Origin of the sequence: Rhodococcus sp. 14-2470-1a (assembly GCF_002259425.1) — a bacterium.
In the GTDB taxonomy this organism is placed as follows: domain Bacteria; phylum Actinomycetota; class Actinomycetes; order Mycobacteriales; family Mycobacteriaceae; genus Rhodococcoides; species Rhodococcoides fascians_E.
In genome coordinates, this window is sequence record NZ_NPFZ01000028.1 from 137,852 (window position 1) to 163,413 (window position 25,562).

At 65.8% G+C, this 25,562-nt stretch carries 24 protein-coding genes; 9 read left to right on the forward strand and 15 right to left on the reverse strand.

Going from position 1 to position 25,562, the window contains the following annotated elements; all coding sequences use genetic code 11:
• Positions 1-24: 24 nt before the first annotated feature.
• On the forward strand, positions 25-1,314 hold the full coding sequence (locus CH292_RS16355; RefSeq protein ID WP_037164420.1) for an aminotransferase class I/II-fold pyridoxal phosphate-dependent enzyme: 1,290 nt from the start codon (positions 25-27) through the stop codon (positions 1,312-1,314).
• 75 nt (positions 1,315-1,389) lie between these two features.
• Here the strand turns inward: CH292_RS16355 and CH292_RS16360 are convergent, their stop codons facing one another.
• Entirely contained in the window at positions 1,390-2,916 is a 1,527-nt protein-coding gene (locus CH292_RS16360) for a DHA2 family efflux MFS transporter permease subunit (RefSeq protein WP_094655250.1), read from the reverse strand.
• A gap of 126 nt (positions 2,917-3,042) precedes the next feature.
• Between CH292_RS16360 and CH292_RS16365 the strand changes: the two genes are divergently transcribed.
• From CH292_RS16365 to CH292_RS16390, 6 genes are all read left to right on the forward strand, one after another.
• On the forward strand, positions 3,043-3,690 hold the full coding sequence (locus tag CH292_RS16365) for a TetR/AcrR family transcriptional regulator (RefSeq protein ID WP_019662871.1): 648 nt from the start codon (positions 3,043-3,045) through the stop codon (positions 3,688-3,690).
• A gap of 108 nt (positions 3,691-3,798) precedes the next feature.
• Complete coding sequence (locus CH292_RS16370) at positions 3,799-5,106, forward strand: lipase family protein (RefSeq protein ID WP_230595752.1); 1,308 nt, start codon at positions 3,799-3,801, stop codon at positions 5,104-5,106.
• A 122-nt stretch (positions 5,107-5,228) separates the two neighbouring features.
• Entirely contained in the window at positions 5,229-5,882 is a 654-nt protein-coding gene (gene phoU / locus CH292_RS16375) for a phosphate signaling complex protein PhoU (protein WP_019662873.1), read from the forward strand.
• A gap of 53 nt (positions 5,883-5,935) precedes the next feature.
• Positions 5,936-6,739, forward strand: a complete 804-nt coding sequence (locus CH292_RS16380) for a transglutaminase family protein (protein WP_026347385.1) — start codon at positions 5,936-5,938, stop codon at positions 6,737-6,739.
• 33 nt (positions 6,740-6,772) lie between these two features.
• Positions 6,773-7,348, forward strand: a complete 576-nt coding sequence (locus tag CH292_RS16385; RefSeq protein ID WP_179277985.1) for an HhH-GPD-type base excision DNA repair protein — start codon at positions 6,773-6,775, stop codon at positions 7,346-7,348.
• An 85-nt stretch (positions 7,349-7,433) separates the two neighbouring features.
• Positions 7,434-9,770, forward strand: coding sequence for a DNA polymerase III subunit gamma and tau (locus CH292_RS16390; protein WP_094655343.1), 2,337 nt, complete (start codon positions 7,434-7,436; stop codon positions 9,768-9,770).
• A 101-nt stretch (positions 9,771-9,871) separates the two neighbouring features.
• Here the strand turns inward: CH292_RS16390 and CH292_RS16395 are convergent, their stop codons facing one another.
• On the reverse strand, positions 9,872-10,111 hold the full coding sequence (locus tag CH292_RS16395; RefSeq protein ID WP_019662877.1) for a hypothetical protein: 240 nt from the start codon (positions 10,109-10,111) through the stop codon (positions 9,872-9,874).
• 285 nt (positions 10,112-10,396) lie between these two features.
• Between CH292_RS16395 and CH292_RS16400 the strand changes: the two genes are divergently transcribed.
• A complete protein-coding gene (locus tag CH292_RS16400; protein ID WP_020111033.1) occupies positions 10,397-11,608 on the forward strand; it encodes an acetyl-CoA C-acetyltransferase in 1,212 nt (403 codons plus the stop codon).
• Positions 11,609-11,618: 10 nt separating this feature from the next.
• Complete coding sequence (locus CH292_RS16405; RefSeq protein ID WP_094655252.1) at positions 11,619-13,769, forward strand: 3-hydroxyacyl-CoA dehydrogenase NAD-binding domain-containing protein; 2,151 nt, start codon at positions 11,619-11,621, stop codon at positions 13,767-13,769.
• A 36-nt stretch (positions 13,770-13,805) separates the two neighbouring features.
• Here the strand turns inward: CH292_RS16405 and CH292_RS16410 are convergent, their stop codons facing one another.
• The 13 genes from CH292_RS16410 to CH292_RS16470 form a co-directional block, all read right to left on the reverse strand.
• Positions 13,806-14,486 (reverse strand): GntR family transcriptional regulator, encoded by a 681-nt coding sequence (locus CH292_RS16410; protein WP_179277986.1) that lies wholly within the window; start codon positions 14,484-14,486, stop codon positions 13,806-13,808.
• Positions 14,487-14,739: 253 nt separating this feature from the next.
• Complete coding sequence (locus CH292_RS16415) at positions 14,740-15,897, reverse strand: cation:proton antiporter (protein WP_094655254.1); 1,158 nt, start codon at positions 15,895-15,897, stop codon at positions 14,740-14,742.
• Positions 15,898-15,901: 4 nt separating this feature from the next.
• Complete coding sequence (locus CH292_RS16420) at positions 15,902-16,381, reverse strand: cation:proton antiporter regulatory subunit (protein WP_019662882.1); 480 nt, start codon at positions 16,379-16,381, stop codon at positions 15,902-15,904.
• 68 nt (positions 16,382-16,449) lie between these two features.
• Positions 16,450-16,764, reverse strand: coding sequence for an integration host factor, actinobacterial type (mihF, locus tag CH292_RS16425; RefSeq protein ID WP_026347388.1), 315 nt, complete (start codon positions 16,762-16,764; stop codon positions 16,450-16,452).
• A gap of 235 nt (positions 16,765-16,999) precedes the next feature.
• Entirely contained in the window at positions 17,000-17,470 is a 471-nt protein-coding gene (locus tag CH292_RS16430) for a hypothetical protein (RefSeq protein WP_094655255.1), read from the reverse strand.
• Positions 17,467-18,672, reverse strand: coding sequence for an MlaD family protein (locus tag CH292_RS16435; RefSeq protein WP_094655256.1), 1,206 nt, complete (start codon positions 18,670-18,672; stop codon positions 17,467-17,469). The genes CH292_RS16430 and CH292_RS16435 overlap by 4 nt, the downstream gene beginning before the upstream one ends.
• Positions 18,669-19,706, reverse strand: a complete 1,038-nt coding sequence (locus CH292_RS16440) for an MCE family protein (RefSeq protein ID WP_256978168.1) — start codon at positions 19,704-19,706, stop codon at positions 18,669-18,671. Before CH292_RS16440 ends, CH292_RS16435 begins: the two co-directional genes overlap by 4 nt.
• The gene (locus CH292_RS16445) at positions 19,703-20,797 is read right to left on the reverse strand and encodes an MCE family protein (RefSeq protein ID WP_094655258.1); all 1,095 of its coding nucleotides are present in this window, start codon (positions 20,795-20,797) and stop codon (positions 19,703-19,705) included. Before CH292_RS16445 ends, CH292_RS16440 begins: the two co-directional genes overlap by 4 nt.
• Positions 20,794-21,771 carry an MCE family protein gene (locus CH292_RS16450; RefSeq protein ID WP_094655259.1) on the reverse strand — a complete coding sequence of 326 codons (978 nt, stop codon included), beginning with the start codon at positions 21,769-21,771 and terminating at the stop codon, positions 20,794-20,796. Before CH292_RS16450 ends, CH292_RS16445 begins: the two co-directional genes overlap by 4 nt.
• On the reverse strand, positions 21,768-22,778 hold the full coding sequence (locus CH292_RS16455) for an MCE family protein (RefSeq protein ID WP_094655260.1): 1,011 nt from the start codon (positions 22,776-22,778) through the stop codon (positions 21,768-21,770). Before CH292_RS16455 ends, CH292_RS16450 begins: the two co-directional genes overlap by 4 nt.
• Entirely contained in the window at positions 22,775-23,905 is a 1,131-nt protein-coding gene (locus CH292_RS16460) for an MCE family protein (protein WP_094655261.1), read from the reverse strand. Before CH292_RS16460 ends, CH292_RS16455 begins: the two co-directional genes overlap by 4 nt.
• Positions 23,902-24,750 (reverse strand): ABC transporter permease, encoded by an 849-nt coding sequence (locus CH292_RS16465; RefSeq protein ID WP_080732928.1) that lies wholly within the window; start codon positions 24,748-24,750, stop codon positions 23,902-23,904. The genes CH292_RS16460 and CH292_RS16465 overlap by 4 nt, the downstream gene beginning before the upstream one ends.
• On the reverse strand, positions 24,750-25,559 hold the full coding sequence (locus CH292_RS16470) for an ABC transporter permease (protein ID WP_033190078.1): 810 nt from the start codon (positions 25,557-25,559) through the stop codon (positions 24,750-24,752). The genes CH292_RS16465 and CH292_RS16470 overlap by 1 nt, the downstream gene beginning before the upstream one ends.
• Positions 25,560-25,562: the final 3 nt, after the last annotated feature.

The following is a 25,562-nucleotide window of genomic DNA, read 5'->3' on the forward strand; positions in this document are numbered from 1 at the left end:
CAGCATCACGAGAGGCCGCTCCGCATGTCAGCGCAAACCCAGTTCGGGTTGATGAACCATGAGGAGCTCGTCGCCGAGCACGAGCGACAGGCAGCGAGCTACGAGCAGCTGAAGGCCCAGAATCTCTCCCTCGATCTCACCAGAGGCAAGCCGTCGCCCGAGCAGCTCGATCTGTCCTCGGATCTGCTGACACTGCCCGGTGACGATTTCCGCGACGGCAGCGGCACCGACTGCCGCAACTACGGCGGCCTCGCCGGCCTGCCGGAACTGCGCGCGATCTTCGGGGAGCTGCTCGGGATCCCCGTCTCGAACCTCCTTGCGGGCAACAACGCAAGCCTCGAGATCATGCACGACCTCGTCGTCTGGTCCCTGCTGCACGGCCTGCCGGACTCACCGCGGCCGTGGTCGGCGGAACCCAACATCCGTTTCCTCTGCCCAGCTCCCGGATACGACCGCCACTTCGCGATCTCCGAGAGCTTCGGCATCGACATGATCCCGGTCCCGATGAACCCGGACGGCCCCGACGTCGAGGAAATCACGCGGCTCGTGGCGTCGGATCCGCAGATCAAGGGCCTGTGGGCGGTCCCGAACTACTCCAACCCGACGGGTGCAGTGTTCTCCGAAGAGGTCGTGCGCGCACTGGCGTCCGTCCCGGCTGCGGCACCCGACTTCCGGATCTTCTGGGACAACGCCTACGCCGTTCACCCTCTGACCGCGGAGTTCGCACCCGCGTACGACATTCTGGGCTGGGCAGCCGAGGCCGGGTATCCCAACCGCCCGTTCGTGTTCGCGTCGACCTCCAAGATCACGTTCGCCGGTGCAGGCGTCAGCTTCTTCGGAAGTTCCGACGCGAACCTCGAGTGGTACCTGAAGCGTCTCGGCACCAAGAGCATCGGGCCGGACAAGCTCAATCAGCTTCGCCACCTTCGCTTCTTCGGTGATGCCGACGGTGTGAAGGCCCACATGGCCAAGCATCGGGAGATCCTGGCACCGAAGTTCGCTCTCGTCGGACAGATTCTGGAAGATCGCCTCGGAGCGTCCAAGATCGCCTCCTGGACGGAGCCGAAGGGCGGGTACTTCATCTCGCTCGACGTGCTGGACGGTACGGCAGCCCGGTCCATCGCTCTGGCGAAGGACGCGGGCATCGCACTGACCGGCGCAGGCTCGGCTTTTCCGTACAAGAAGGACCCCGAGGACCGCAACATCCGCCTCGCGCCGAGCTTCCCGTCGCTCTCCGAGCTGGAGAAGTCGATGAACGGCGTGGCGACCTGCGTACTTCTGGCCGCGGCAGAAAAACTCCTCCGCACCACGTGAGTACTTATGTAGCGCCCATGGTCGCTACGCAGGCTTCGCTCCTGCCCCAGGGCCTACACAAGTACTCACAGCGGATCAGTGGCCTACTACGACTGCGCCTTCCGGGGCTGCGGGGAGCAGACCGGGCTTGACGACGATGGCCGAGATGACGGCTCCGAGCAGGAAGATGCCCGTCGCCCACCAGAACGTCGTCGTGTAGCTGGCGATTTCAGCGTTGGCTTGGAGTGCGGCTGCATTCGACGCCGACGCCAGGTTGTCGGTCACGTAGTTGGTGGCCGCGGTGGCCGCGATGGTGCTCAGAAGTGCGGTACCGATGGATCCGCCGACCTGCTGCATGGTGTTGACCGTTGCCGAGGCAACACCGGAATCGTCGGGGTTTACTCCCGAGATGGCGCCCTGCATGGCCGGAGCCATCGTTGCGCCCAAGCCGAGGCCCATGATGATCAGGCCGGGCAGGATGTGCGTCGCATACGCGGAGTCGACGGCGATCTGGGTGAGCAGTCCCATGCCCAGTGCGGCGACGAGAAGGCCCGACGTCATGAGAACACGAGGTCCGAAGCGCGGCAGCACGATTGCCGTCGACAGCGTCGCGGTGACGATGAGGGCGGCGATCATCGGCATGAACGCGAAACCGGTGCTGATCGGTGTGAACCCGAGTGTGTTCTGCAGGTAGTACGTCAGGAACAGGAACACCGCGAACATGCCCGCACCCGTCACGAAGACGGCGAGGAACGATCCGGCGCGGGTGCGGTCGAGGATGATGCGCAGCGGAAGCAACGGGTGCGACACACGCTGCTGGATGGCGAAGAACACGCCGAGTAGCACCACGCCGGCGGCGAGGAATGCGATGGTGACCGTGTTGCTCCAGCCGTCGGACTCGGCGTGAGCGAAGCCGTAGACGATGGCGAACAGCGCTGCCGACACGGTCAGCGTTCCGGGAATGTCCAGGCGTGGACGGACGTCGGCCTTGTGCTTGGCGAGCAGGAGGAATCCGGCGACGAACGCGAGTGCGGCGAACACCAGGTTGATGTACAGGCTCCAGCGCCAGTTGGCCCATTCGGTGAGCATTCCGCCGAGCAGTAGGCCGAGTGCACCGCCGCCGCCTGCGATGGCGCCGAAGATGCCGAACGCCTTTGCTCGTTCCTTCGGGTCGGTGAACGTGGTGGCCAGGAGCGAGAGCGCCGCGGGTGCGAGCAGGGCGCCGAACACGCCCTGGCCGGCGCGTGCCGCGACCAGCATGCCGAAGTTGACGGCTGCGCCACCCACCGCGGACATCACGGCGAATCCGACGAGCCCGATCAGGAAGGTGTTACGACGTCCGAACAGGTCGCTCAGACGTCCGCCGAGCAGCAGGAGGCTGCCGAATGCCAGGGCGTAGGACGTGACGACCCAGGAGCGGTTGGCGTTGTCGAAGCCGAGGTCGAGCTGGGCGGCGGGCAGAGCGATGTTCACGACGGTGGCGTCGAGCACCACCATGAGCTGGGCGAGGCCGAGGGTGGCGAGGATCAGCCAGCGGTTTCGGTGTGCCCTGGCGTCGGTGGTCCCCTCCGTCGCCAAGGTCGACGACGAGGTGTCGTCCGGTGACAATGCGGTCATGGTCATCCTTCGATTCGGCTATACGGAGGTGTACCCTCCGGTTACGAAGACGAAGGTAGCAGCTAAGTGGAGGAATGTCCTCCGCTTTTCGGGTGAAACGGACATCGAATGAGTGTGAGAGCCGACACAGGCGTGAAGAAACCGTTGCGAGCGGACGCGGAACGCAACCGCCGACGAATCGTCGACGCGGCTCGCGAACTGTTCGCCTCGCGCGGAATCGACATCACGCTCGACGACGTTGCTGCTCATGCGAAAGTCGGTGTGGGGACGGTGTATCGGCGGTTCTCCTGCAAGGAGGAGCTGATCGACGGCGTGTTCGAGCAGCGTATGCAGGAAATGCTGGCCACCGCGGAAAGCGCTCTGGCTGCTGAAGATCCATGGGACGGACTCGTTCTGTTTCTCGCGGATCTGTTCGCAGGAATGTCGGCGGACAAAGGTCTCGGCGAGGTCGTGCTCGGCACGGACGAAGGATGCAACGGAATCGCCCAGATGAGAGAGCGGATCGACCCGTACGTCGACCGCATCGTGATGCGTGCGCGCGACTCCGGCCAACTGCGCGCCGACGTGGAGGTCAACGACCTATTTCCGCTGATCGGAATGATCGGTGCGGCTTCGGAATTCATGAAGACGGTAGAGCCGGACAACTGGAAGCGGTACTTCACGATCGTGCTCGACGGCCTGCGTTCGACGCCGGGCGCCGCGACGGAGCTACCCGGTAGGCCGTTGACGGCGGAGGAGATCTCGATCGCGAAAGCGGACATGCATCGCCGACGACGCTGACGCACTCTCGGTGATGCGCTACCCCACTCTTCCCAAGTGTGTCCCCTGTCACGTATGGTCCCAGTCGGATATCACTACCGGTGGGTAAGTACGGGGGTTGGACGATCGATGCGAGTATCACGATTGCTGGGCACTGCGGTGGGCGTTGCACTGCTGGCGGCGGTGGCGGGAGTCCCGCTCGCGTCGGCGCAGCCTGGAGCGGGATCGTCCACCGGGTCGACGGGTGAGTCCGACTTCTACCTCCCGCCCACCCCCTTGCCCGACGGCGGTGCCGGAGACGTGATTCGCACCGAGCCGTCGCCTCTGGCGCTGTCGGTCCCCGGTATCGGCGGACCGCTCCCGGGGACGGCGACGCGAATCATGTACCGCAGCACCGACTCCAACGACGCACCCAACGCGGTCACCGGTACCTATATCGATCCGGCGGCGGAATGGACGGGACCCGGCCCGCGGCCGCTCGTCGTGCTGGCACCGGGGACGCAAGGCCAAGGAGATCAGTGTGCGCCGTCGCGCATGCTGAATCGGCTGATCACGTACACGCCACCACTCGGATTCATGGTCGAGTACGAGGTCCTGGCCGCGTACTCCTTGCTCTCGCAGGGATACGGCGTCGTGATCACCGACTACGACGGTCTCGGAACACCCGGCGCGCACACCTACGTCAACCGCGCGGCCGAGGCGCACGCTGTTCTCGACGCCGCCCGCGCTGCCCAGCAGCTACCCGGCACCAAGATCGCTGCGGGCGGACCCGTCGCGACGTACGGATACTCCCAGGGCGGTGGCGCAGTGGCGGCCGCAGCCGAGGTGGCGGGCGATTACGCTCCCGAACTCGACCTCGTCGGCAGCTACGCAGGCGCTCCGCCTGCCGACCTGAAGCAGACCCTCGAACAGGTCGACGGCACCATCCTCACCGGCGTCATCGGGTACACCCTCAACGGTCTGCTGAAATCGGATCCCGACCTTCAACCTCTGATCGACGAGAACATCAACGACGCAGGCCAGGCCATGCTGCGGCAGGTGGCGAATCAATGTGTGGGCGAGACGATCCTGACCGTCGGACTGCATCGAACCACCGAGTACACCCGCACGGGCGAGCCGATGTCGGTCGTCCTGGATCGGCTTCCCAAGGCCCAGGAGATCCTCGCGAAGAACAAGATCGGCCTGCGCACGCCGACCGCCCCGGTGCTCGTCCAGTCCGGGACGTCCGACGACATCGTCCCGCACGGTCAAGCCGTCGAACTCGCGGGTGCCTGGTGCAGCAGGGGAGCGACGGTTCAGTTCAGCGCCGCGAATGTTCCGTCCATCGTCCCCGGTTCGGGTGCGGGACATATCATTCCGGACCTCCTCGGACTCGGCGAGGCGCAGAACTGGATCAAGGACCGTTTCTACGGCGTGCCCGCCCCGACCAACTGCTGACGCAGGCGATCCCACCAGCACAGCGCCTGGTGTAGAAAGATCAAGGTCCGGGTACAGGACTGAAGGACTTTCGACAGGCAGAGGACGGCGGATGGGGATCTCGATGGACAGGTGGGCTCGCTGTGCGTGAGAACTACAATGAGCAACTCGTCGAGATCCGAGCCGACCTCGCGGACATGTGCACCCTGGCCGAGAAGGCGATGGCGTCGGCGACGCAGGCGTTGCTGACGGCCGATCTGGCGCTGGCCGAGGAAACCATCAGCAGCCGGGAACGCATCGACGAACTCGCCGCGGCGTGGGAGCACAAAGCATTTTCGGTACTCGCGTTGCAGTCACCCGTCGCGCTGGACCTGCGAATCATGGTGAGCGGGATCCACATCGTCGCCGATCTGCAGCGAATGGGTGGCCTCGCCATCCACATCGCCGAGCTCGCGCGCAGACGTCACCCCGCTCACGTCCTCCCCGTCGAGGTGGAGAGCGTCTTCGCCGAGATGGGCCGCGTCGCGGTCGAGCAGGCCGACGCCACCCGCGAGGTTCTGCTGACCAGGGACGCAGACCTGGCCGCCGAGCTGCAGGTCAAGGACGAGAAAATGGACGAGCTGCACCGCAGCCTGTTCACCCTGACCTCGTCTCCCGACTGGCCGCACGGTGTCCCCGCCGCCGTCGACATGACGCTCCTCGGACGCTTCTACGAGCGCTTCTCCGATCACACGGTCGAAGTCGCCAAGCGTGTCATCTTTCTCGTCACGGGCGAATTCCGCCCCGACGAGTCCTGAGGGTGCTCGAGTCCGATCTGCAGGATCGAATGAACGGTGGCAGGATCATCACAATGAAACGCGAAGTCTCGGCCTACCTCGACGTGGACGTCACCGAGGCGAGCACCCTGGAATTCCAGATCGCCATCGCTCCACACCCGGGCGCCGAAGTGTGGGAAGCGCTGTCGTTCACTCTCGATGGCCAGCCGGTCGATTTCCAGGAGATCAGCGGCGCGCACGGCACCCGAATCCACAAGTTGCATGCGGGCGTCGGAAAGCTCGAGGTGTCGTACTCGGCCACCGTGTACGGCAACACCGACCCGGCGCCTGTGTCGGATTACGATCTCTCGCTGTATCTACGTCCCAGCAGATATGCCGAGGCCGACAAGTTCTTCGGTTTCGCGGCAACGGAATTCGGTTCCTACGCGGCGTCGGAGAAATTGCTCGCCGAGGTGTCGTCCTGGGTCGGCTCACGGCTCAACTACGTTCCGGGAAGCAGTGACCCGATCGACGGTGCAGTGGACACCCTCCTCGCAGGTGCAGGTGTGTGCCGGGATTACACCCATCTCGTCGTGGCGTTGCTGCGTGCGGTGAACGTACCGGCACGGCTCGTCGCGGTGTACGCACCCGGATGCGACCCCATGGACTTCCACGCCGTCGCCGAGGCATTCGTCGACGGCCAGTGGCGTGTGGTCGACGCGACGTGCCTGGCTCCGCGGTCGACGCTGGTGCGGATCGCCACCGGTCGTGACGCCGCGGACACGGCATTCCTCGACAACCACGGCGGTTCCATCACGCTCAACAACGCAGTCGTCGGGGCCGTCGTCGACGGACCACTGCCCTTCGACGACATCACTCAACTGGTATCCATCACCTAGGAGCCTCGATCCACAGGTGGCATGATCGACGACATGTCTCCCACCTTGCATCTGACTGGCGACGCGGAAGCCGACGCGTTGTTGGCCGAGGACCCGTTCGCGCTGCTCATCGGGATGCTGCTGGATCAGCAGGTGCCCATGGAATCGGCATTCGCGGGCCCGAAGAAACTCGTCGACCGTCTCGGTGACCTGAAGGTCGACACCATCGCGCAGGCCGACCCCGACGAGTTCGCCGCGGTGTGCGCGACGACCCCTGCAGTGCACCGCTTTCCGGGCTCGATGGCCAAGCGGATTCAGGGTCTCGCGGAGTTCGTCGCCGAGAACTACGACGGCAAACCCGACGAGATCTGGCGTCGCAACGACCCGAACGGCGCCGAGGTTCTGAAGCGGCTGAAAGCACTACCGGGATACGGCGACCAGAAGGCCCGCATCTTCCTCGCGCTCCTCGGGAAGCAGATGGGCGTCACTCCCGAAGGCTGGCGGGACGCCGCAGGGGCCTACGGCGACGACGGTTCCAGGCGTTCCATCGCCGATGTCGTCGACGAGAAATCCCTGCTCGAGGTCCGCGAGTTCAAGAAGGCAGCGAAGGCAGCCGCGAAGAACAAGTGAGACGCGCTCCGGCCATGGCGGCGGGCATGCTCGACCGCCCGACGGGGTTGTGCCGGTGTCGGTGCGCGCCGGTACCCTTCCATGCGTGGCTCTCTACCGGAAGTACCGTCCTGCGACGTTCGCTGAGGTCGTCGGGCAGGAGCACGTAACCGAACCGTTGAGCACCGCGCTCAACTCCAATCGGATCAACCACGCATACCTGTTCTCCGGGCCCCGAGGCTGCGGTAAGACGTCGTCGGCGCGCATCCTCGCGCGGTCGCTGAACTGCGTCGAAGGCCCGACGTCCACGCCGTGCGGCGTCTGCAACTCCTGCGTCGCTCTCGCGCCGGGTGGGCCGGGCAACCTCGACGTCGTCGAGATGGACGCGGCAAGCCACGGTGGCGTCGACGACGCACGAGATCTCCGAGACAAGGCGGTCTACGCGCCCGCCGAATCGCGCTACGTCATCTTCATCATCGACGAGGCCCACATGGTCACGACAGCAGGCTTCAACGCACTGCTCAAGGTCGTCGAAGAGCCGCCGGAGCACCTTGTCTTCATCTTCGCGACGACGGAGCCGGAGAAGGTGCTCCCGACCATCCGTTCGCGTACGCACCACTACCCGTTCCGGCTGCTCCCGCCGTCGACCATGCGTGGGCTGCTCGAGAAGATCACCGCGCAGGAGTCGGTCCCCGTCGAGGATCCCGTCTATCCGTTGGTGATTCGAGCCGGCGGCGGATCGCCGCGTGACTCGCTGAGCGTGCTGGACCAGCTGCTCGCAGGCGCAGGACCCGAAGGCGTCACGTATCCGCGGGCACTGTCCCTGCTCGGCGTCACCGACGTCGCGTTGATCGACGAAGCCGTGGATGCACTCGCGGCCGGGGACGGTGGATCACTGTTCGGGACGGTCGACAAAGTGGTCGACGCCGGACACGATCCGCGCCGCTTCGCGACGGACCTGCTGGAAAGGCTCCGCGACCTCATCCTCATGCGCGCCGTCCCCGACGCAGGTGAGCGCGGGCTGGTCGATGTTCCCGGTGACGTTCTCGAACGTCTGCGCGACGAAGCGGGCCGCATCGGCTCGGCGACCCTGGCGCGCTATGCAGAGATCATCCACGCCGGTCTGGGGGAGATGCGCGGCGCCACCGCACCGCGCCTGCTGCTCGAAGTCATGTGTGCGCGGATGCTGCTTCCCTCGGCATCCGACGCCGAATCTGCTGTGCTGCAGCGTCTCGAGCGTCTCGAGCGGCGCCTGGACGTCACGTTGCCCGCCGGCGAGCAAGCAGCCGTCGACCAGGCTCCGCGGCGTCGTGCTGAGCCGTCGACCCCCAGCGCGCCGCCGGTCGACGACACACCGCCCAAGTTCGTCCGGCCGTCCCAACGGGCGGCTGCGGCCCCCGAGCCTGCAGCGCCCGCGCCTGACGTACCTCCCGTGGTTCCGACCGCTCCCGCAGTCCCTCCGGCACCTGCCGCCAGCATTCCGACGACGCCCGAGCCCGAACCCACTCCTGAGCCCGAGCCGACGCCGCACCCCGAGCCGACGCCGCAGCCCGAGCCCGAACCCACTCCTGAGCCCGAGCCGCAGCCCGAGCCCACTCCAGTGCCGCAGCAGGACCCCGAGCCGACCCCGGAACCCGAGCCTGTTCCGGAGCCTGTGTCGACCCCGGAACCCGAGCCGACCCCGGAACCTGAAGCGGCGCCCGTAGAGCCCGAGCGTCCGGTCGCCGAACCGACCCGCGCGTTCGACTTCCCTGCGCCGGTCGAGCCCGAGCCTGCCCCGGAACAGATACCAGCCCCTGAACCAGTGCCGAATCCGGAGCCCGAGCCGGTTGCGGCGGCGTTCACTCAGCCGGACGCCGCGGCGATTCGTGCGGTCTGGTCCGAGGTCCGAGCCAAGGTGCGCGAGCGCAGCCGCACGGTCGAGGTCATGCTGTCCGGTGCCTCGGTTCGAGCGGTGAGCGACGGCTCGATCACGCTCGGCCACGATTCCGCGCCGCTCGCGAAGCGGCTGCAGGAAGGACGGAATGCCGACGTCATCAGGGATGCGCTGCGTGATGTGTTCGGTGTCGACTGGCAGGTGACGTGCGTCGTCGGAGCAGTAGCTCCTGCTGAGGAAGCTCCGGTCGCCAAGGCCGCGCCCGAGCCTCCGAAAGCGCCTCCGACCAAGTTCTCGCGTCCGAGCCAGGCGAACAAGCCGGCTTCGACGGCGCGGGAGTCGGGAGCGACCGACCACGGATACGACGACATACCGCCCCCCGAGGCGCCCGACTATCCCGACGACCCCGAGCCGGCCGGTCCACCGCCCCCGGAAACACCGGAGGACGAGGAAGAGCTGCTCAAAGCGGCCGCCGAACCTGCCGACCCGTCGGTGCGGCGCGACCCGGAAACGGTGGCCATGGAACTGCTGCAGGCAGAACTCGGAGCAACTCCGCTCAAGGAGTAGGAGTCAGCACCCTTTTGCCGAGCTGACACGCCCAGTCCGCGGATAGAAGGCGTGCTGGGTCGGTAGAAAGGGTGCTGAGTCGACCACATGACCGACCTTGGTCAGGTTGCTTCGATGTCCTCGGGGTCGACGAAGACGAGTCGGCCGTCGTCGAGGGCGACGGCGTAGCGGTGAGCCCGGGCCCAGGTGCGGTCGACCGATGCCGTCTGCTCACCGAAGTCTTCCTTGACGACGCCTGATTCCTTGGGCCACTGGTCGCGTGGCAGGGAAGAATCGGAGCTGTAGCGCACTTTGACGTGCGCTCCGACCGCGAGCGGCTTCTGGGTGTCCATGGTCATCATCTCCGTAACTGGCCGAGCTCGAACCTCCCCCGCAGGCTCCACTCTGTGGAACCGGTTCGTGCCGCTGGCTCCACTCCCATATCCCCCCGAGTGGTGATGCTATCTCTACCCCTGTCTCGTCGAGCTGAAACGCACGCGCCGGTCACGGACCGCGCTCGTTTCGGTCCTTCACCGGGTTGTGTACCGCGTTCTAGTGTGAGAGGAGCCGAGGTGTGATCCTCGAGTCCTGCGGCGCCCTCGGGTGCCGCCGCCGAGTCAGAAGTACGTGGAAGGAACGACCGCGCTGTGACTACAGAAGCGTTCATTTACGAAGCCATCAGGACCCCACGCGGCAAGGGGAAGAACGGCTCACTGCATTCCGTCAAGCCCATTTCGCTGGTCACCGGCCTGATCGACGAGTTGCGTCGACGGTTCCCCGACCTCGACGAGAACCGCATCTCCGACTTGATCCTCGGTGTGGTCTCCCCGGTGGGCGATCAGGGTGCCGATATTGCGCGCACCGCGGTTCTGGCCGCGAAGATGCCGGACACCGTGGGCGGATTCCAGCTCAACCGGTTCTGCGCGTCCGGCCTCGAAGCCGTCAACCTGGCTGCGCAGAAGGTGCGTTCCGGCTGGGACGAGGTCGTCATCGCCGGTGGTGTCGAGTCCATGTCCCGCGTCCCGATGGGCAGTGACGGCGGCGCGTGGGCGATGGATCCAGCCACCAACTACGACACGTACTTCGCGCCGCAGGGCATCGGCGCCGATCTCATCGCGACGATCGAGGGGTTCAGCCGCGAAGACGTCGACGCCTACGCAGTGCAGTCGCAGGAGCGTGCTGCCGCTGCATGGTCGGGTGGCTACTTCGCCAAGTCCGTCGTACCGGTCACCGACCAGAACGGCCTGCTGATCCTCGACCACGACGAGCACATGCGTCCGGGCAGCACGGTCGAATCGCTCGGCAAACTGAACCCGGCCTTCACCGGTGTCGCTGCAATGGGCGGATTCGACGACGTCGCGCTGCAGAAGTACCACTGGATCGAGAAGATCGATCACGTCCACACCGGTGGTAACAGCTCCGGCATCGTCGACGGTGCAGCCCTCGTCCTTGTCGGCAGCGAGCAGGCAGGCAAGGACCTGAATCTGGTTCCGCGTGCGCGCATCGTCGCGACGGCCACCTCCGGTGCAGACACGACGATCATGCTGACCGGCCCGACACCCGCGTCGAAGAAGGTTCTCGCAACCGCAGGATTGACCGTCGACGACATCGATCTCTTCGAATTGAACGAGGCGTTCGCGTCCGTCGTCCTTCGCTTCCAGAAGGATCTGCAGATCCCGAACGAGAAGCTCAACGTCAACGGTGGAGCCATCGCGATGGGCCACCCGCTCGGCGCCACCGGAGCCATGATCACCGGAACCGTGCTCGACGAGCTCGAGCGTCGCGGTGGCCGGTACGCACTCATCACCCTGTGCATCGGCGGCGGCATGGGCGTTGCCACCATCATCGAGCGAGTCTGAGGAACACACCATGAGCGAAAACATGATCACCTGGGACCAGGATTCCGACGGCATCGTCGTGCTCACGATGGACGACCCCAACCAGGGCGCCAACACGATGAACCAGTTGTACAAGGACTCGATGGGCGCGACCGTCGATCGACTGGAGAAGGAACTCGACTCCATCACCGGCGTCGTGATCACCTCGGCGAAGAAAACGTTCTTCGCCGGTGGTGACCTCAACAGCCTCATCACCGCGAAGCCCGAGGACGCCCAGCGCGTGTTCGACGAGGTACAGGAAGTCAAAGCGCAGCTGCGACGCCTGGAGAAGCTCGGCAAGCCCGTCGTCTCCGCGATCAACGGTGCTGCACTCGGCGGTGGACTCGAGATCACTCTTGCGACCCACCACCGGATCGCCGCGAATGTCTCGGGCGTTCAGCTCGGTCTGCCCGAGGTATCCCTCGGTCTTCTGCCCGGTGGCGGTGGCGTCACACGCATCACGCGCCTGCTCGGCATCCAGAACGGATTCATGACGGTCCTCGCCCAGGGCACCCGGTTCCGTCCGGAGAAGGCTCTGGAGATCGGCCTCGTGCACGAGCTCGTCGACAGCATCGACGCCCTCGTGCCCGCGGCGAAGGCGTGGATCAAGGCCAACCCCGAGGGTGGCGTCGCACCATGGGACGTCAAGGGCTACAAGATCCCCGGCGGCACCCCGTCGAACCCGAAGCTCGCTGCCGTCCTGCCTGCGTTCCCGTCGAACCTGCGTAAGCAGATCAAGGGTGCGCCGATGCCGGCGCCGCGCGCGATCCTGTCGGCCGCAGTCGAGGGCGCTCAAGTCGATTTCGACAATGCGTCGACCATCGAGTCCCGCTACTTCACCGAGTTGGTCACCGGCTCGGTATCGAAGAACATGATCCAGGCGTTCTTCTTCGATCTGCAGGCGATCAATGCAGGCAAGTCCCGCCCGGACGGCATCGAGAAGACGACGTTCACCAAGGTCGCAGTGCTCGGTGCAGGCATGATGGGCGCCGGTATCGCCTACGTGTGTGCCAAAGCGGGCATCGAGGTGATCCTCAAGGACGTCGCCATCGAATCCGCGCAGAAGGGCAAGGCGTACTCCGAGGCCATCGAGGCCAAGGCACTCTCGCGTGGCAAGACCACTCAGGAGAAGTCCGACGCGCTGCTCGCGCGGATCCATCCGACCGCCGACGCCAAGGACGTCGAAGGCGCCGATCTCGTCATCGAGGCGGTCTTCGAATCCGAGGAGCTCAAGCAGAAGGTGTTCCAGGAGATCGAGGACCTCGTCGACCCGTCGGCGTTGCTCGGTTCCAACACCTCGACGCTGCCGATCACGAGCCTCGCTCAGGGCGTGAAGCGTCAGGAGGACTTCATCGGAATCCACTTCTTCTCGCCCGTCGACAAGATGCCGCTGGTGGAGATCATCCGCGGCGAGAAGACGTCGGACGCTGCGCTGGCGAAGGCCTTCGACCTGGTACAGGTCATCAAGAAGACTCCGATCGTCGTCAACGACAGCCGCGGATTCTTCACCTCGCGCGTCATCGGCACTTTCATCAACGAGGCCATCGCGATGCTCGGTGAAGGTGTGGAGCCGTCGACCATCGAGCAGGCAGGTCTGCAGGCCGGCTACCCGGCGGCGCCGCTGCAGCTCTCGGACGAGCTGACGCTCAACCTGATGCAGAAGATCCGCAAGGAGACCTACGACGCCATCAAGGCCGCGGGTGGAACTCCTCCCGAGGATCCGGCCGGCGCAGTCATCGACAAGATGGTCGACGAGTTCGAGCGTCCGTCGAAGGCCAAGGGCGCAGGCTTCTACGAGTACGCCGACGGTAAGCGCGCCGGCCTGTGGCCTGGCCTGCGTGACGCGTTCAAGTCAGGTACCGCGGACATCCCGTTCGAGGATCTGAAGGAGCGCATGCTGTTCATCGAGGCCATCGAGACGCAGAAGTGCTTCGACGAGGGTGTCCTGAACACCACCGCCGACGCCAACATCGGCTCGATCTTCGGCATCGGCTACCCGGCCTGGACCGGTGGTGTGCACCAGTACATCGTCGGCTACGAGGCCCAGGACGGTTCCCTCGGTCAGGCTGCGTTCGTCAAGCGTGCCGACGAGCTGGCTGCCAAGTACGGCGAGCGGTTCACCGCGCCGGACTCGCTCCGGTAGGTGAGTGGAAATGTGTCCCCTGGGACACATTTCCATTTACAGGGCGCGGTACGCGATCAGGCGTTCCGCGCCATCGGTGAACTGTCGGCGCATCAGCGTGCAGGCCGCATCCACGTCGCCCGCACGGAGAGCGTCGATCAACTGTTCGTGATTACGCACCGCCGCTCGCCCCCATTCCGGATCCGACGCGTACAGCCGGGTGGGGGTGTAGCGGGTGGCGTTGTTGAGAAACCACGCCAGCTTGGTTGCACCGGTGAGGCGATTGAGAACCCGGTGGAACTCGAACTCGGCGATCTCGACTTCCTCGGCCTGATTCTTTTCCACCGCCGCGGCCAGGGACTCGTTGAACCCCTCCAGCTCGGCAACGACGTCGTCGGTGATCTTCGGTGCCGCCCGGCGGACCAGTTCGACTGCGATCTGTCCCTGTAGCCAGAAGATGTCGACGATGTCCTCGGGCGTGAGCGGGGAGACGACATAGCCGCGGTGCGGCACCAGTTCCACCATTCCTTCGCCCCGCAACGTGAGCAGTGCTTCGCGGACCGGGGTGACGCTGACACCGAGTTCGGCAGCCGTCTCGTCGAGTCGGATGAAGTCGCCCGGACGGACCGCGCCGGACATGACGATGTGCCGCACGTGGTTGGCGACGTCCTCGGACAATTGTGGGCGCCGACGCAATGCGGGGGCACCGTCCGCTGGTGATCGACGCTGCTGGGCCATTCGGTCAGCTTAGGCGTCGCAGGAGTGGAGCCTGCGGAATGACTCAGAGAAGGCAGGAGTGGAGCCTGCGGAATGACTCAGAGAAGGCAGGAGTGGAGCCTGCGGAATGACTCAGAGAAGGCAGGAGTGGAGCCTGCGGAATGACTTGATAGAAGCAGGAGTGGAGCCTGCGGAATGACTCAGTGGGGGCAGGAGTGGAGCCTGCGGAATGACTCAGTGGGGGCAGGAGTGGAGCCTGCGGAATGATGGGTTGTCAGTCTGCACGGACTGCGGGTGGAGCTGCAATGACTCGTGCGGCTACTGGACCCAGGACGGCCATGAGCAGTACGTAGGCGGTGGCCAGGGCGGCGAGTTCGCCTTCGACGGCTCCGGCTGCGACGGCCAGGCCTGCGATCACGATCGAGAATTCTCCTCGGGCGACGAGGGCGGCGCCGGCTCGGAGTTGTCCGGGTCTGCCGATGCCCTGACGTCCGGCGGCCCATGCGCCGGTCATCACTTTGGTGATGGTGGTGACGGCGGCCAGCAGTAGTGCCCAGCCGAGTACCGGTGGCACTGTCGCGGGGTCGGTCTGTAGTCCGAAGACGACGAAGAACATTGCTGCGAACAGGTCGCGGAGGGGTTCGAGTACGCGGGTGGCGTTGTCGGCCGTCGAGCCGGAGATCGCGATTCCCAGGAGGAACGCGCCGACGGCGGCGGAGACTTGCAGCTCGGAGGCGATTCCGGCGACGAGGAGCGCGGAGCCGAGCACTTTGAGCAGCACGACTTCGCGGTCTGGGCTGTCGACGATCGCGGACACGAATCGTCCGTACCTCAGGGCGACGACGAGCACGACGGTGATGACGAGCAGGGAGATGCCGAGCGCTTCGAGGCCGCCGAGGAAGCTGACGCCGCTGAGCACCGCTGTCAGGATCGGCAGGTAGATCGCCATCGCCAGGTCTTCGAACACGAGGATCGACAGGACGACGGGCGTCTCGCGGTTGCCGAGTCGCCCCAGGTCGGTGAGGACTTTTGCGACGATTCCCGACGACGAGATGTAGGTGACTCCGCCGAGGACGAGCGCGCTGACGCCGCCCCAGCCGAGTACGAGTGCGAGCACCGCGCCCGGGGTGAAGTTGAGGACGATGTCGACGATTCCGGCCAGCGATGACCGGCGTAGTCCGGTGACGAGTTCGGCGGCGGTGTATTCGAGCCCCAGGAGCAGCAGGAGAAGGATGACGCCGATTTCGCTGGCGATTTCGCTGAATTCGTCGATTCCGCCGAGGGTGACGAATCCGCCGTTGCCGAATGCGAGGCCGCCGAGCAGGTAGAACGGGATGGGCGACACGCCGATCTTGCCGGCGAGGCGAGCGAGAAGTCCTAGTGCGAAGAAGACCGCGCCGAGTTCGATCAGCGCGAGCGCGCTCTCGGCCATGTCGCTATCTGCCGAGCAGCTTGGCTGCGGCGTCGAGGCCGTCGGCGGTTCCTACGGCGACGAGCAGGTCGCCCGCGACGAGCGTGAAGTCGGGATTGGGTGACGGTTGCACCTGGCCTGCGCGCATGACGGCGACGATGGACACACCGGTCTTGGTGCGCATGGTGGTGTCGCCGAGAGTGCGGCCGTCGAATCGCGAGCCCAGTTTGATGGGCAGTTGGCGTGTGTTGATGCCGGGAAGGTCGCGATGCTCTTCCCCGAGCTGAGCAATGAGTTGCGGCGTGCCGAGCAGGTTGCCCAGCGCCGCCGCTTCCTCATTGCTCAGGGTGATGGACGCCTGTGTTGCGTCGGGGTCGTCTTTACGCGAAACGATCAGCTCGTTCGCCCCGTCTTTGCGGGTGATGACACCGATGCGGCGCCCGGATGCGAGGGCGAAATCCTTCCGCACCCCGATCCCGGGCAGCAGGGTCACTTCGACGTTCATGGGGAAATGCTAGCCCCGCACGAGCGAGATATGTCCTCGATAACCCTGCAGGCCGATCCAGCGTCGTATCAGGACGCGACAGCCGCCAGAAGTGCCTCGCGCTGGTTTGCGCCGAGTCCACCGATACGGCGGGTGTCTGCGATGGACAGCTGCTCGAGCAGCTGAGCGGCGCGCACCGAGCCGACACCCGGAAGTGCCTTGATCAGGGCGGACACCTTGGTCTTCTTCACGATCTCGTCGTTCTCGGCCTTCGCGAGAACGTCAGCGACGCTGAGCTCGCCGGACTTGACGGCGGCCAGCAGCTTCGACCGGGCGGTGCGTGCCTCGGCAGCCTTGGCCAGAGCCGCGGTGCGCTGTTCCGGAGTCAATACTGGTAAAGCCATGGCCTGTTCTCCTCGATTGTGGTGACCCGTCGCTTTGTTGACATGGTCTTCGACCCTCTTGCATCGTGCCTGGTGGCTCCGACAATCTATCGAACCAACACGCGTGTGATTCGACGAGAGCCACCGTTCCTTCCCCGCCAGGCTACGTCCTTTGCGTTTCGGGGTGTGCCCCGACCAGCAGTTAGGTCCGACCCGAGGGGCTGCGATCATGCGGCGAGCACCCCCGCGACGGGTGTCAGCGAGGCTCGGCCGACGCCAGCAACCACCGGTCTCCGCTCCGCTCGAGCTCGATGATCATGCGCGACGAATCGGTGCGGCCGTCGGGTGCCGCGAGGTTCCGTACTTGCTGATCGAGGAACACCGCGACGGTGGCTCGATCGTCGGTCAGTTCGACGATTCCGGCGGCGACGACGTGCCCGGTCGCGGTGCCCTGTCCGGTCGTCAGGAGGTCCTGCAGTTTCGTGGAGACGTCGCGGTAGGTGCCGGCGAATTCTTCGGTCGATGCGGCGGTCACTCGGTCGAGGTTCGCACCCGGATCGCCGAAGTCGTACGTTGCGAGTTCTTCGGTGTACTGCGTCGCCGACGCCAGTGCCGCGGACCGGAGGTCGTTCTGCTCGCGGTCGTTCAGGTGGAGGTATCCGAGGACGGCCACACCCACTGTGAGAGCGGCGATCACGACTGCGACGACGCGTGTGCGGAGTGTCATTTCCGTACTCCTTCCAGGAGTTGCTTCCAGTAGTTCAGTGCCTCCACACCGGTCGGGACGAGGAGGGGATTTTCGGCGATCGGGGGCCCGGTGACGCTGCCGGGGACGGTCGACCCGGACAGTCCGAGGTCGTTCGGTCTCGGCGCGTTCTGGGCGCCGCGCTGTTCGAGGTCGTCGCCGGGTGGGCAGTAGAGGTTCAGGTTCGCCTCGCGCGGTGTGGTGTCGCCGACGACGCGGCGTGGTGTGTCGTACCAGCAGACCGGGCCTTGGGTACCGACGAGGGTGAAGTCGCCTCGGTCGCCGTGCACGATGGATGTCAGTTTTCCGAGCGTTTCGGGCATCGCGATCAGCAGTGCGTCCAGTGCAGGGGTGCGTTCTGCGAGGACTCCGGTGACGGTGACGAGGTTGGTCATCAATGCGCCTACTGTTCCGCGCGTGTCGTCGAGCAGTCGCTGTGTTCGTGCCAGGGCGTCGGGTGATCGATCGAGTAGGTAGATCAACGACGGTTCCTGCGCGAGCAGTTGTTGGGTGACGTCGGCGGCGGCGCGCGCAGCTCCTGGCAGCGCGTCCGAGCGGGACGCGAGGGTATCCAGTATCGGTACCGAACGGTCGACGATGTTCGCCAGCGCGGGGGCGTGCTCGTCGAGCATCCGGCTGAGGGTGTCGGCGTCGTCGAGTAGTTGCTGCAGTTGGGTGCCGGTGCCGCCCACGGCGGCGCTGAACGTCTCGCCGATCGTGGTGATCGAGGCTGGATCGATGGATTCGGCGAGGGCCGCCATCCGGGTCAGCAACTCGTCGAGTCGAACGGGTGCCAGTTCGGGCGGAACGTCCAGGCTGTCGCCGTCGGTGAGGTACGGGCCTCGTTCGGTGGTCGGCGAGATGTCGAGGGTCTGTATTCCGAGGGCACTGTTGCTGGTCACGGATGCGGTGGATCCGACGGGAACGCGGGTATCGGGATCGAGGGCGATTCTCACCTCGGCGCCGCCTGCGGTGACCGAGACGTCGGCGACGGATCCGACCGCGACACCTCGGTAGGTCACACCGGTACCGACACCGATGTTCGACGCGTCGGCCATGGTTGCGTGTACGTCGATCGAGCCGCGCAGCGATTGCGATCCGAGCGCGTAGGTGCTGCCGACGACGAGTGCGACGACGGCGGTGATGGCAAACAACACCAGCTGTATGCGGACCGGCCTGTTCATCGCGGTGCCTCGGGGGCGAGCAGTGGATCCAGTGCCCCGGGGATGTCCGCGAGGCGACCCCCGGTGGTCAGTTCTCCGACGGTCTCGGGGAGGTCGAGTGCGCCGTCGAAGACGAGGTAGTCGCCGTGGACCGCACCGTTGAATCCGGCGATGAACTGGTTCATGTTGGTCAGTGCCGGAGTCACGGACGCGTTGAAGCTCTGGATCGAGTGCACGATGTGGGCCAGATCGTCGATGCCGTCGGAGATCTGGGACTGGTTGTCCGCGAACAGCTTCTGTGCGGAGGCTGCGAGTGACGCAGTGGAGTCGACGAGCGAGGCGATGTGGTCGCGTTGGGAGACGAGGAGCTCCATCAAGGGAGCGGCTACGGTCAGCCCGGCGTCGATCGCAGCGCGGTTGTCCGCCAGCATCGCAGAGACGGAGCGTGCCGCGGCCAGGACGCGGTCGAACTCGGCTTGGTGCTCGGCGGCGTTCGCCAGAATCCGGTCGGCACCGACCAGGAGCGTACGGATGTCGGGACCCCGGCCGTCGAACGCGGCGTTCAGCTCGGTGCCGATGGTGCGAAGTTGGTCGAGTCCGCTGCCGTTCAACACCAGACCCAGCGTGGCGAGCGACGTCTCGAGCTCGGGCCCGATCTCGGTGTTCTCGAGCGTGTCGCCGTCGGCCAGCGTGTCGTTGTTCGTCGAGGCATCGCCCGGGATCGTCAGCCGTACGTAGGGTTCACCCAGGGCGGAGGCGAGTTCCAGTGACGCCGTGACATCGGCCGGGAGCGGAACGGACTGGGACAGGCTCAGTCCCACCGCTGCGACGACGCCATCGGTGGACAGGTCGTCGACACGCCCGACCAGCTGCTGGCCGACGCGGACCTCGGTGCCGAGCCGAATCCGGTCGGCACGGGGAAATTGTGCGGTGACGTGGTAGTCGTCACCGTCCGCCGACCGGCCGACGGGGAGTTGTCCCAGACCGATACCGCAGCCGGACAACAGCATGCCGGACAACAACATACAGGCGGATACCAGCGCTGGACGTCTCATCGTGGTCCCCCCAACAGTTGCGGCAGGCCCAGCGGATCGGGCGTCTCGAACGGCACGGTGATCGGGTTGGTGATGCCTGCACCGGTGCAGATGGGCAACGCGTATTCGCGACACAGCGGTACCGCGGCGGCGAACTGGTCGAGATCGGTCGAGATGTTCAACCGGATCCGGGCGCGCTGGTCTTCGCCGATGGTGTTGCCGATGTTCTGCATCATCAGCGGCAGTACGTCCATGAATTCGGCGAACTGTGCTTCTCGCGCCGCGAACTGCCCGGTGAGTGCGCCCGCATTCTGCACCACGGCCCGCACGTCGTCCCCTCGGTCTGCCAGCAGTCGGTCCAGATGGTCGAACATCGACCTCAGCTGGGCGATGGGTTCCCCGATCTCGAGGTCCTGACGCTGTATCTCGTTCCCCAGATCCGCAAGCGAGTCGGTGACCGACTGCACCGCGCCCTGACGGGCCGTGACGGCGGTGATCAAGCGGTCGAGGTTATCGATCAGCGCACCGAGTTGTTCACTGTTGCCTCCGACGACTGCGGTTGCGCGCGAGATGTCTCCTATGGCGTCGTTGATCTGCGGCCCGAGACCGGCCGTTCTGTCGGCGAGGGCGGACAGAGCGCCCCCGACATCGGCGCCCTCTCCGCCGGTACCACTGTCGGGTCCGAGCGCTGTGGCGATGGTGTCGAGGCTGTCCTGCAGTTGGTCCCAGTTGATCGGGGAGTGACTGCGTTCGACTCCGATGACCTCGTCGCCGAGGACGGGTCCGCCGCGGTATGCCGGTCCGAGTTCGACGAAGCGGTCGCTGACGACCGACGGGTTCATGACGAATGCCTGTGCGTCCGCGGGGATGTCGACGTCGCCCGCCACCGTCATGGTCACGCGGACCGAGGTGCCCTGTGGAGCGACGGCGTCGACGGTCCCCACCGGGACTCCGAGGACCTGGACCGGGCTACCCGGGTAGATTCCGTTGATGTACGCGAAATCCGCGGTGACGGTGGTGTTGTCGCCGCTTCCGTGGAACACGAACCACGCGCTTGCGGTCACTGCGACGGTGGCGAGGGCGAGCGCGGCTCTCGCGGCGCGGGTGTTCATCGGGTGCAGCCCTGTTGAACTCCGAGGGAGCAGAGGAGGTTGTCCGGAATCGGTCCCGCGGGGGCGGAGACATCGACCCAGTTGCCGTTACCCGTGGCGTCGGTGACGGCGCGCAAGGCGGGAGGAAGTGTCGTCAGGAGCGTGTCGATGTTCTGTCCGTTCCGTTCGAGGGTGTCGGTCACCGACGTCATGTCGACCAGGAGACGGTCGAGTTCGTCGGCATTGTCGTCGAGTAACGCCGACGCGGTGCCGATCAGCGTTCGGAGGTCGGTTACCAAGCGGCCGAGTGCGGTTCGGCGATCCGACAACGTGGACAGCACGAGCTGTGCGTTCCCGAGGAGTGTCGTCATCGACTGGCTTTCTGCGGCGACGGTCGACGTCAGCGACTGCGCGACGTCGAGCAGGCTCGCTATCTTGTCGTCGCCCAGGGCCAGGACCTCCGACGCCGCACTGATACCGGTGAGAGCATCGGACATCACGGACGAGTCCTCCGGCACGGTCTCGCGCAGGGTGGTGACCATGGACTCGAGCGCGGATACGTCGAGTTCTTCGGCGACCGTGCGTACTTCGGTTCCGATGTCGTCGAGAGAGTAGGGAACCGACGTCCGTTCCGTCGGAATCGTTCGATCGTCGCCGACGGGTCCGCTTCCGTCGGGAACGATCTCGAGGTATCGCTTCCCCAGGATCGTGCGGAGTTTGACGGCAGCATGGGTGCGGTCGCCGAGCGGCTGGTCGCGGTCGAGTCGGAAGTGGACGTCGACGTGATCTCCGGCCAGTTCGACGCTGTCGACGCGTCCGGCCGGCACGCCGGCGAGGAACACGGGGTCGGCTTCGGTGAGTCCGCCCGCGTGCGCGAATTGTGCTGTGTACGGCGCAGTTCGAATCAGATACCAGCCCTGTGGAATCAGGAGGGCGGACGCGAGCAGGACTGTCACGGCGAGAATTCCGACGATGCCGAGTCTGGTGGTGTTCATCGGCAGATCTCCGTGTGCGCGTCGCCGAAGATGTTCGTCTCGGCGTCGCCCGCCGTCAGGGTGAAGTTGCAGGTGTAGAGGTTCAGCCAGCCGCCGTAGTCGCCGATGCTGTTGATGGAGCTCGCCAGCTCGGGCAGCAACGTCATCGTGCGATCGAACTGCTCGGTGTTGGGTATCCACGATCGGGTCGTCGCACGGAGATCGGCGACGGTGCCGTCGAGTGGCGCCGACGCGTCGGTCGCCAGTTCGGCCAGTGCCGCCACAGCGGTCGATCCGTCGTCGAGAAGAGTGATGAGGGAGTCGTTACGGTCGGCGACGACCCGGCTCATATCGGTCAATCCGGTGATCAGGCGGGTGATGTCGGCGTCGTGGCTGTTCATGGTCTGCAGTACCGCGTCGAGGTCGGCGATCAGGTCGCTGAAGAGCTGGTCGTTGTTCGCGAGTCCCCGAGTCACGCCGGCGACGTGACGCAGCAGTGAGTCGACGGTGCCGGCTTCGCCTTGGAATGCGTCGGTGATGGACCGCGCCAGCGCGTTGACCTGACTGGGCTCGATGGCGTCGAACAGTGGTTTGAAGCCGTTGACCAGGGCCGTCAGGTCGACGGGTGGCGACGTGCGGTCCAGGGGAATCGTGGAATCGAGGGTGCCGGCGGGGTCTGCGGGTGGCACGAGCGCAAGATAGCGTGCACCGAGCATGTCGCCGTATCTGATTGCTGCCGTGACGTTTCCGGGAATCGGCACGGAGGTCTGCACGTCGAAATCCACCACGGCGATGGTTCTGGCGCCGTCGGCTTCGTAGCGCACGTCGTCGACCTTGCCGATCCGTACACCTGCGAGCGTGACGTCGTTGCCGGTGCGGAGCCCTTCGACACCGGTGAATTCTGCAGTGTGACTCCTCGTCTCACCGCTCACCGGCACACTGAGGGTGTCGACGACAACTACGGCGGACAGTAACCCTGCCACCGCGAACGCAGCGAGTGCGAACATCGGACGTGCCAGCGACGTCATCTGATGGTCACCTCCGTTCCGCGGAGAAGGGGAGCGAGCAGCATGGTGCTGGCCGGGTTCAACGGTTCCGATGTCCCGCTCGCGCTGTCCTGAACCTCGGCAAGTGCACAGTTCGGCCCGTTCAGCCCGGGGTAGCGGGGGCAGTCCGCCGCGGTGTAGGGCAGCGGCGACGAGAAGTCCGGGACGGCGGTGATGTCGAAGCGACCGGTCGCGAAGATCCGCGCTCCCGCTGCCCCGAACGGCGCGAACTGATCGAGTGTCGACGCCAGGCCGGATGAGTTCTCGGACACCGTGCCCAGTACGGGCGAGCCGCGACGAACGACGGTGATGGCGCCGGGCAGGTTCTCGTCGGCGACGGTCACTGCGGCGCCGCCGAGTCGCGCGGCCGTCGTCAGCAACGCTTCGACCCCGGTCGAGTGGTCCAGCATCGTCTGCGACAGGCTGGTCGCTGCCCCGATGGTCGCCAGGACGTCCGGTGTTGCCGCAGCGGCTGCATCGGCCACCTGCAGGGTCTGCGGGGTGCTGTCGAGGACGGCGTGGATGGACGGTTCGAGCGTCGTCGACAGTGATGCGAGCCGCTCGATCGTGGCGCCGAGTTGTTCACCTCGGCCGCGTAGGGCGGTGCTGATCGCCGTCAACGCGGCCTGTGCCTCGGCCGGTTTCAGGCTGTCCAGCAGGTCGGTGACCTGTCGATAGACCTCGCTCAGTTGCACGGCGTCCTGCCCGGTGTCCATCGCGAGTTCGTCGCCCGCACGCAGAGGTTCGGAGCCTGCCCCGTCATGGTCGACGAGGCGTAGGTAGACATCGCCGAACAACGTCCGCGGCACGACGCGTACGAGCGCCGACGCGGGGACCTCGGTGTCGAGGCGCATGGTGACGCGGGATCGATCGACGCCGCTGTCGATGTCCACGACTTTTCCGACCTGCACTCCGTGGTACTGGACGCCGATTTCACCGATCAGTAGGCCCGCGGACGACGGGATCTCCGCGTACACCTCGGGGGCACGTTCGAACGCGCCGTTCCCGTACGCCACAGCGGCGACGGCTGCGACCACGAGGGCTGCGGCCGTGGCCAGTCCGCGCAGGGCGAGCGCTGTCCGGCTCGGGCCCAGTACACGTGGTCTCACGACACACCGAGCCCGGGGACGGAGGGGACGACGCCCCAGAGAACGAAGGTGAGGAACACGTCGGTGATACCGATCGCGAGGATCGACGTACGAAGCGCGCGCCCGGCCGCCCGTCCGACGCCCTCGGGGCCACCGGATGCGTGAAAACCGTAGGAGCAGTGCACGAGTGCGACGATGATCGCGAACACGACGGCCTTGACGACCGAGTAGACGAGGTCGCCGGGGGACAGTGCGAGGTGGAAGTAGTAGTCGTAGGTCCCGGCCGAACTGCCCCCGAAGGTGACGACGACGAGACGCGTCGCGACGAACGTCGCGATGAGTCCGACCATGTAGATCGGCACGATGCAGATCACTGCTGCGATCACCCGAGTCGTCGCCAGAAACGGTATGGGGCGCACCGACATGGAATCCAGCGCGTCCACCTCGTCGGAGATCCGCATCGCGCCGAGTTGGGCGGTGAACCCGGTCCCTACCTTGGCGGCGAGGGCGATGCTGGCGATGACGGGTGCGAGTTCGCGGGTGTTGGCGATGGCGGAGAGCAAGCCGGACAGCGATGTGAGGCCGATCAGGTCCAACCCACGATAGGTTTCGACGCCGACCATCATCGCGGCGACGGCGGACATCGCGAACACGATGCCGATGGTTCCGCCGCCGGCGAGCAGTGACGCGTAGCCGAAGCTGACCTCGCCGACGTGCTGTGCCACGTGCTTGGGGTAGCGGCGAAGGGTGTACGGCACGGATGCAACGGTTTCGGCGTAGAACGTCACGTGACGGCCGAGTTCGGCGAAGACGTTCGTGACACCCCGGCCGCGTCGCCTCAGCCGAACGAAACTGTCGTAGTTCATCAGTAGGTCCCCACCGCGGGAACGATCACTGCATACAGTTGCGACAGAACCGTGTTCACGACGAACACCATGACGAAGGCCAGGACGACGGCTTCGTTGACGGCGTCGGCGACCCCGCTCGGTCCGCCCTTGGCGTTCAGGCCCTTGTACGACGCGATGAGAGTCGACGTGATCGCGAAGCACACGGACTTGACCATCGCCATCGCGAAATCGGACACCCGGCCGTATTCGCTGAACGTGGCGAGGAATGCACCTGCGGATTGGTCGGCGACGAAGACCTGGTAGAAGAAGCAGGCTCCCACCCCGACCACGGTGACCATTCCGCACACTGCGAGTGCGACGAACATCGAAGCGATCAACCGGGGCACGACGAGCCTGGCGATCACGTCGAGCCCCATCACCTCCATGGCGGCGATCTCCTCGCGGATGGTGCGCGAGCCGAGGTCGGCGCAGATCGCGGACCCGGCGACCCCCGCCAACATCAATGCGCAGACGAGTGCGGCGGCCTGGCCGACGACCACGAAGGCGACGACTGCGCCCGAATACGCTCCCGCGCCCAGTCTTCCGGCCAGCGACCCGACGGACACCGCGATCAACACTCCGATGGGAAGCATCAGCAACAGCGCGGGGATCGTGCACACCCGGGCGACGAACAAGGCCTGGGTGACCGTCTCCGTGAGGGAGAGCCTCCGTTGTGCGATCGTGGTGACCGTGCGGGTCGCCGCGGTGACCGAGAACGCGATCAGACCGCCGACCTGATTCGCGAGGTCGCGCGTCGGCGACGCTTTCGCCGCGGGGTCGACAGTCACCGG

What these genes read in the sequence shown, in the direction of transcription:
- CH292_RS16455 (WP_094655260.1), bottom strand. Translation starts at nt 22,778, where the DNA reads ATGACGTCGCTGGCACGTCCGATGTTCGCACTCGCTGCGTTCGCGGTG.
- CH292_RS16410 (WP_179277986.1), bottom strand. Translation starts at nt 14,486, where the DNA reads ATGGCCCAGCAGCGTCGATCACCAGCGGACGGTGCCCCCGCATTGCGT.
- CH292_RS16405 (WP_094655252.1), top strand. Translation starts at nt 11,619, where the DNA reads ATGAGCGAAAACATGATCACCTGGGACCAGGATTCCGACGGCATCGTC.
- CH292_RS16385 (WP_179277985.1), top strand. Translation starts at nt 6,773, where the DNA reads ATGTCTCCCACCTTGCATCTGACTGGCGACGCGGAAGCCGACGCGTTG.
- mihF (WP_026347388.1), bottom strand. Translation starts at nt 16,764, where the DNA reads ATGGCTTTACCAGTATTGACTCCGGAACAGCGCACCGCGGCTCTGGCC.
- CH292_RS16415 (WP_094655254.1), bottom strand. Translation starts at nt 15,897, where the DNA reads ATGGCCGAGAGCGCGCTCGCGCTGATCGAACTCGGCGCGGTCTTCTTC.
- CH292_RS16445 (WP_094655258.1), bottom strand. Translation starts at nt 20,797, where the DNA reads ATGAACACCCGCGCCGCGAGAGCCGCGCTCGCCCTCGCCACCGTCGCA.
- CH292_RS16450 (WP_094655259.1), bottom strand. Translation starts at nt 21,771, where the DNA reads ATGAACACCACCAGACTCGGCATCGTCGGAATTCTCGCCGTGACAGTC.
- CH292_RS16420 (WP_019662882.1), bottom strand. Translation starts at nt 16,381, where the DNA reads ATGAACGTCGAAGTGACCCTGCTGCCCGGGATCGGGGTGCGGAAGGAT.
- CH292_RS16430 (WP_094655255.1), bottom strand. Translation starts at nt 17,470, where the DNA reads ATGACACTCCGCACACGCGTCGTCGCAGTCGTGATCGCCGCTCTCACA.
- CH292_RS16370 (WP_230595752.1), top strand. Translation starts at nt 3,799, where the DNA reads ATGCGAGTATCACGATTGCTGGGCACTGCGGTGGGCGTTGCACTGCTG.
- CH292_RS16360 (WP_094655250.1), bottom strand. Translation starts at nt 2,916, where the DNA reads ATGACCATGACCGCATTGTCACCGGACGACACCTCGTCGTCGACCTTG.
- CH292_RS16440 (WP_256978168.1), bottom strand. Translation starts at nt 19,706, where the DNA reads ATGAGACGTCCAGCGCTGGTATCCGCCTGTATGTTGTTGTCCGGCATG.
- CH292_RS16435 (WP_094655256.1), bottom strand. Translation starts at nt 18,672, where the DNA reads ATGAACAGGCCGGTCCGCATACAGCTGGTGTTGTTTGCCATCACCGCC.
- CH292_RS16395 (WP_019662877.1), bottom strand. Translation starts at nt 10,111, where the DNA reads ATGATGACCATGGACACCCAGAAGCCGCTCGCGGTCGGAGCGCACGTC.
- CH292_RS16380 (WP_026347385.1), top strand. Translation starts at nt 5,936, where the DNA reads ATGAAACGCGAAGTCTCGGCCTACCTCGACGTGGACGTCACCGAGGCG.
- CH292_RS16465 (WP_080732928.1), bottom strand. Translation starts at nt 24,750, where the DNA reads ATGAACTACGACAGTTTCGTTCGGCTGAGGCGACGCGGCCGGGGTGTC.
- CH292_RS16355 (WP_037164420.1), top strand. Translation starts at nt 25, where the DNA reads ATGTCAGCGCAAACCCAGTTCGGGTTGATGAACCATGAGGAGCTCGTC.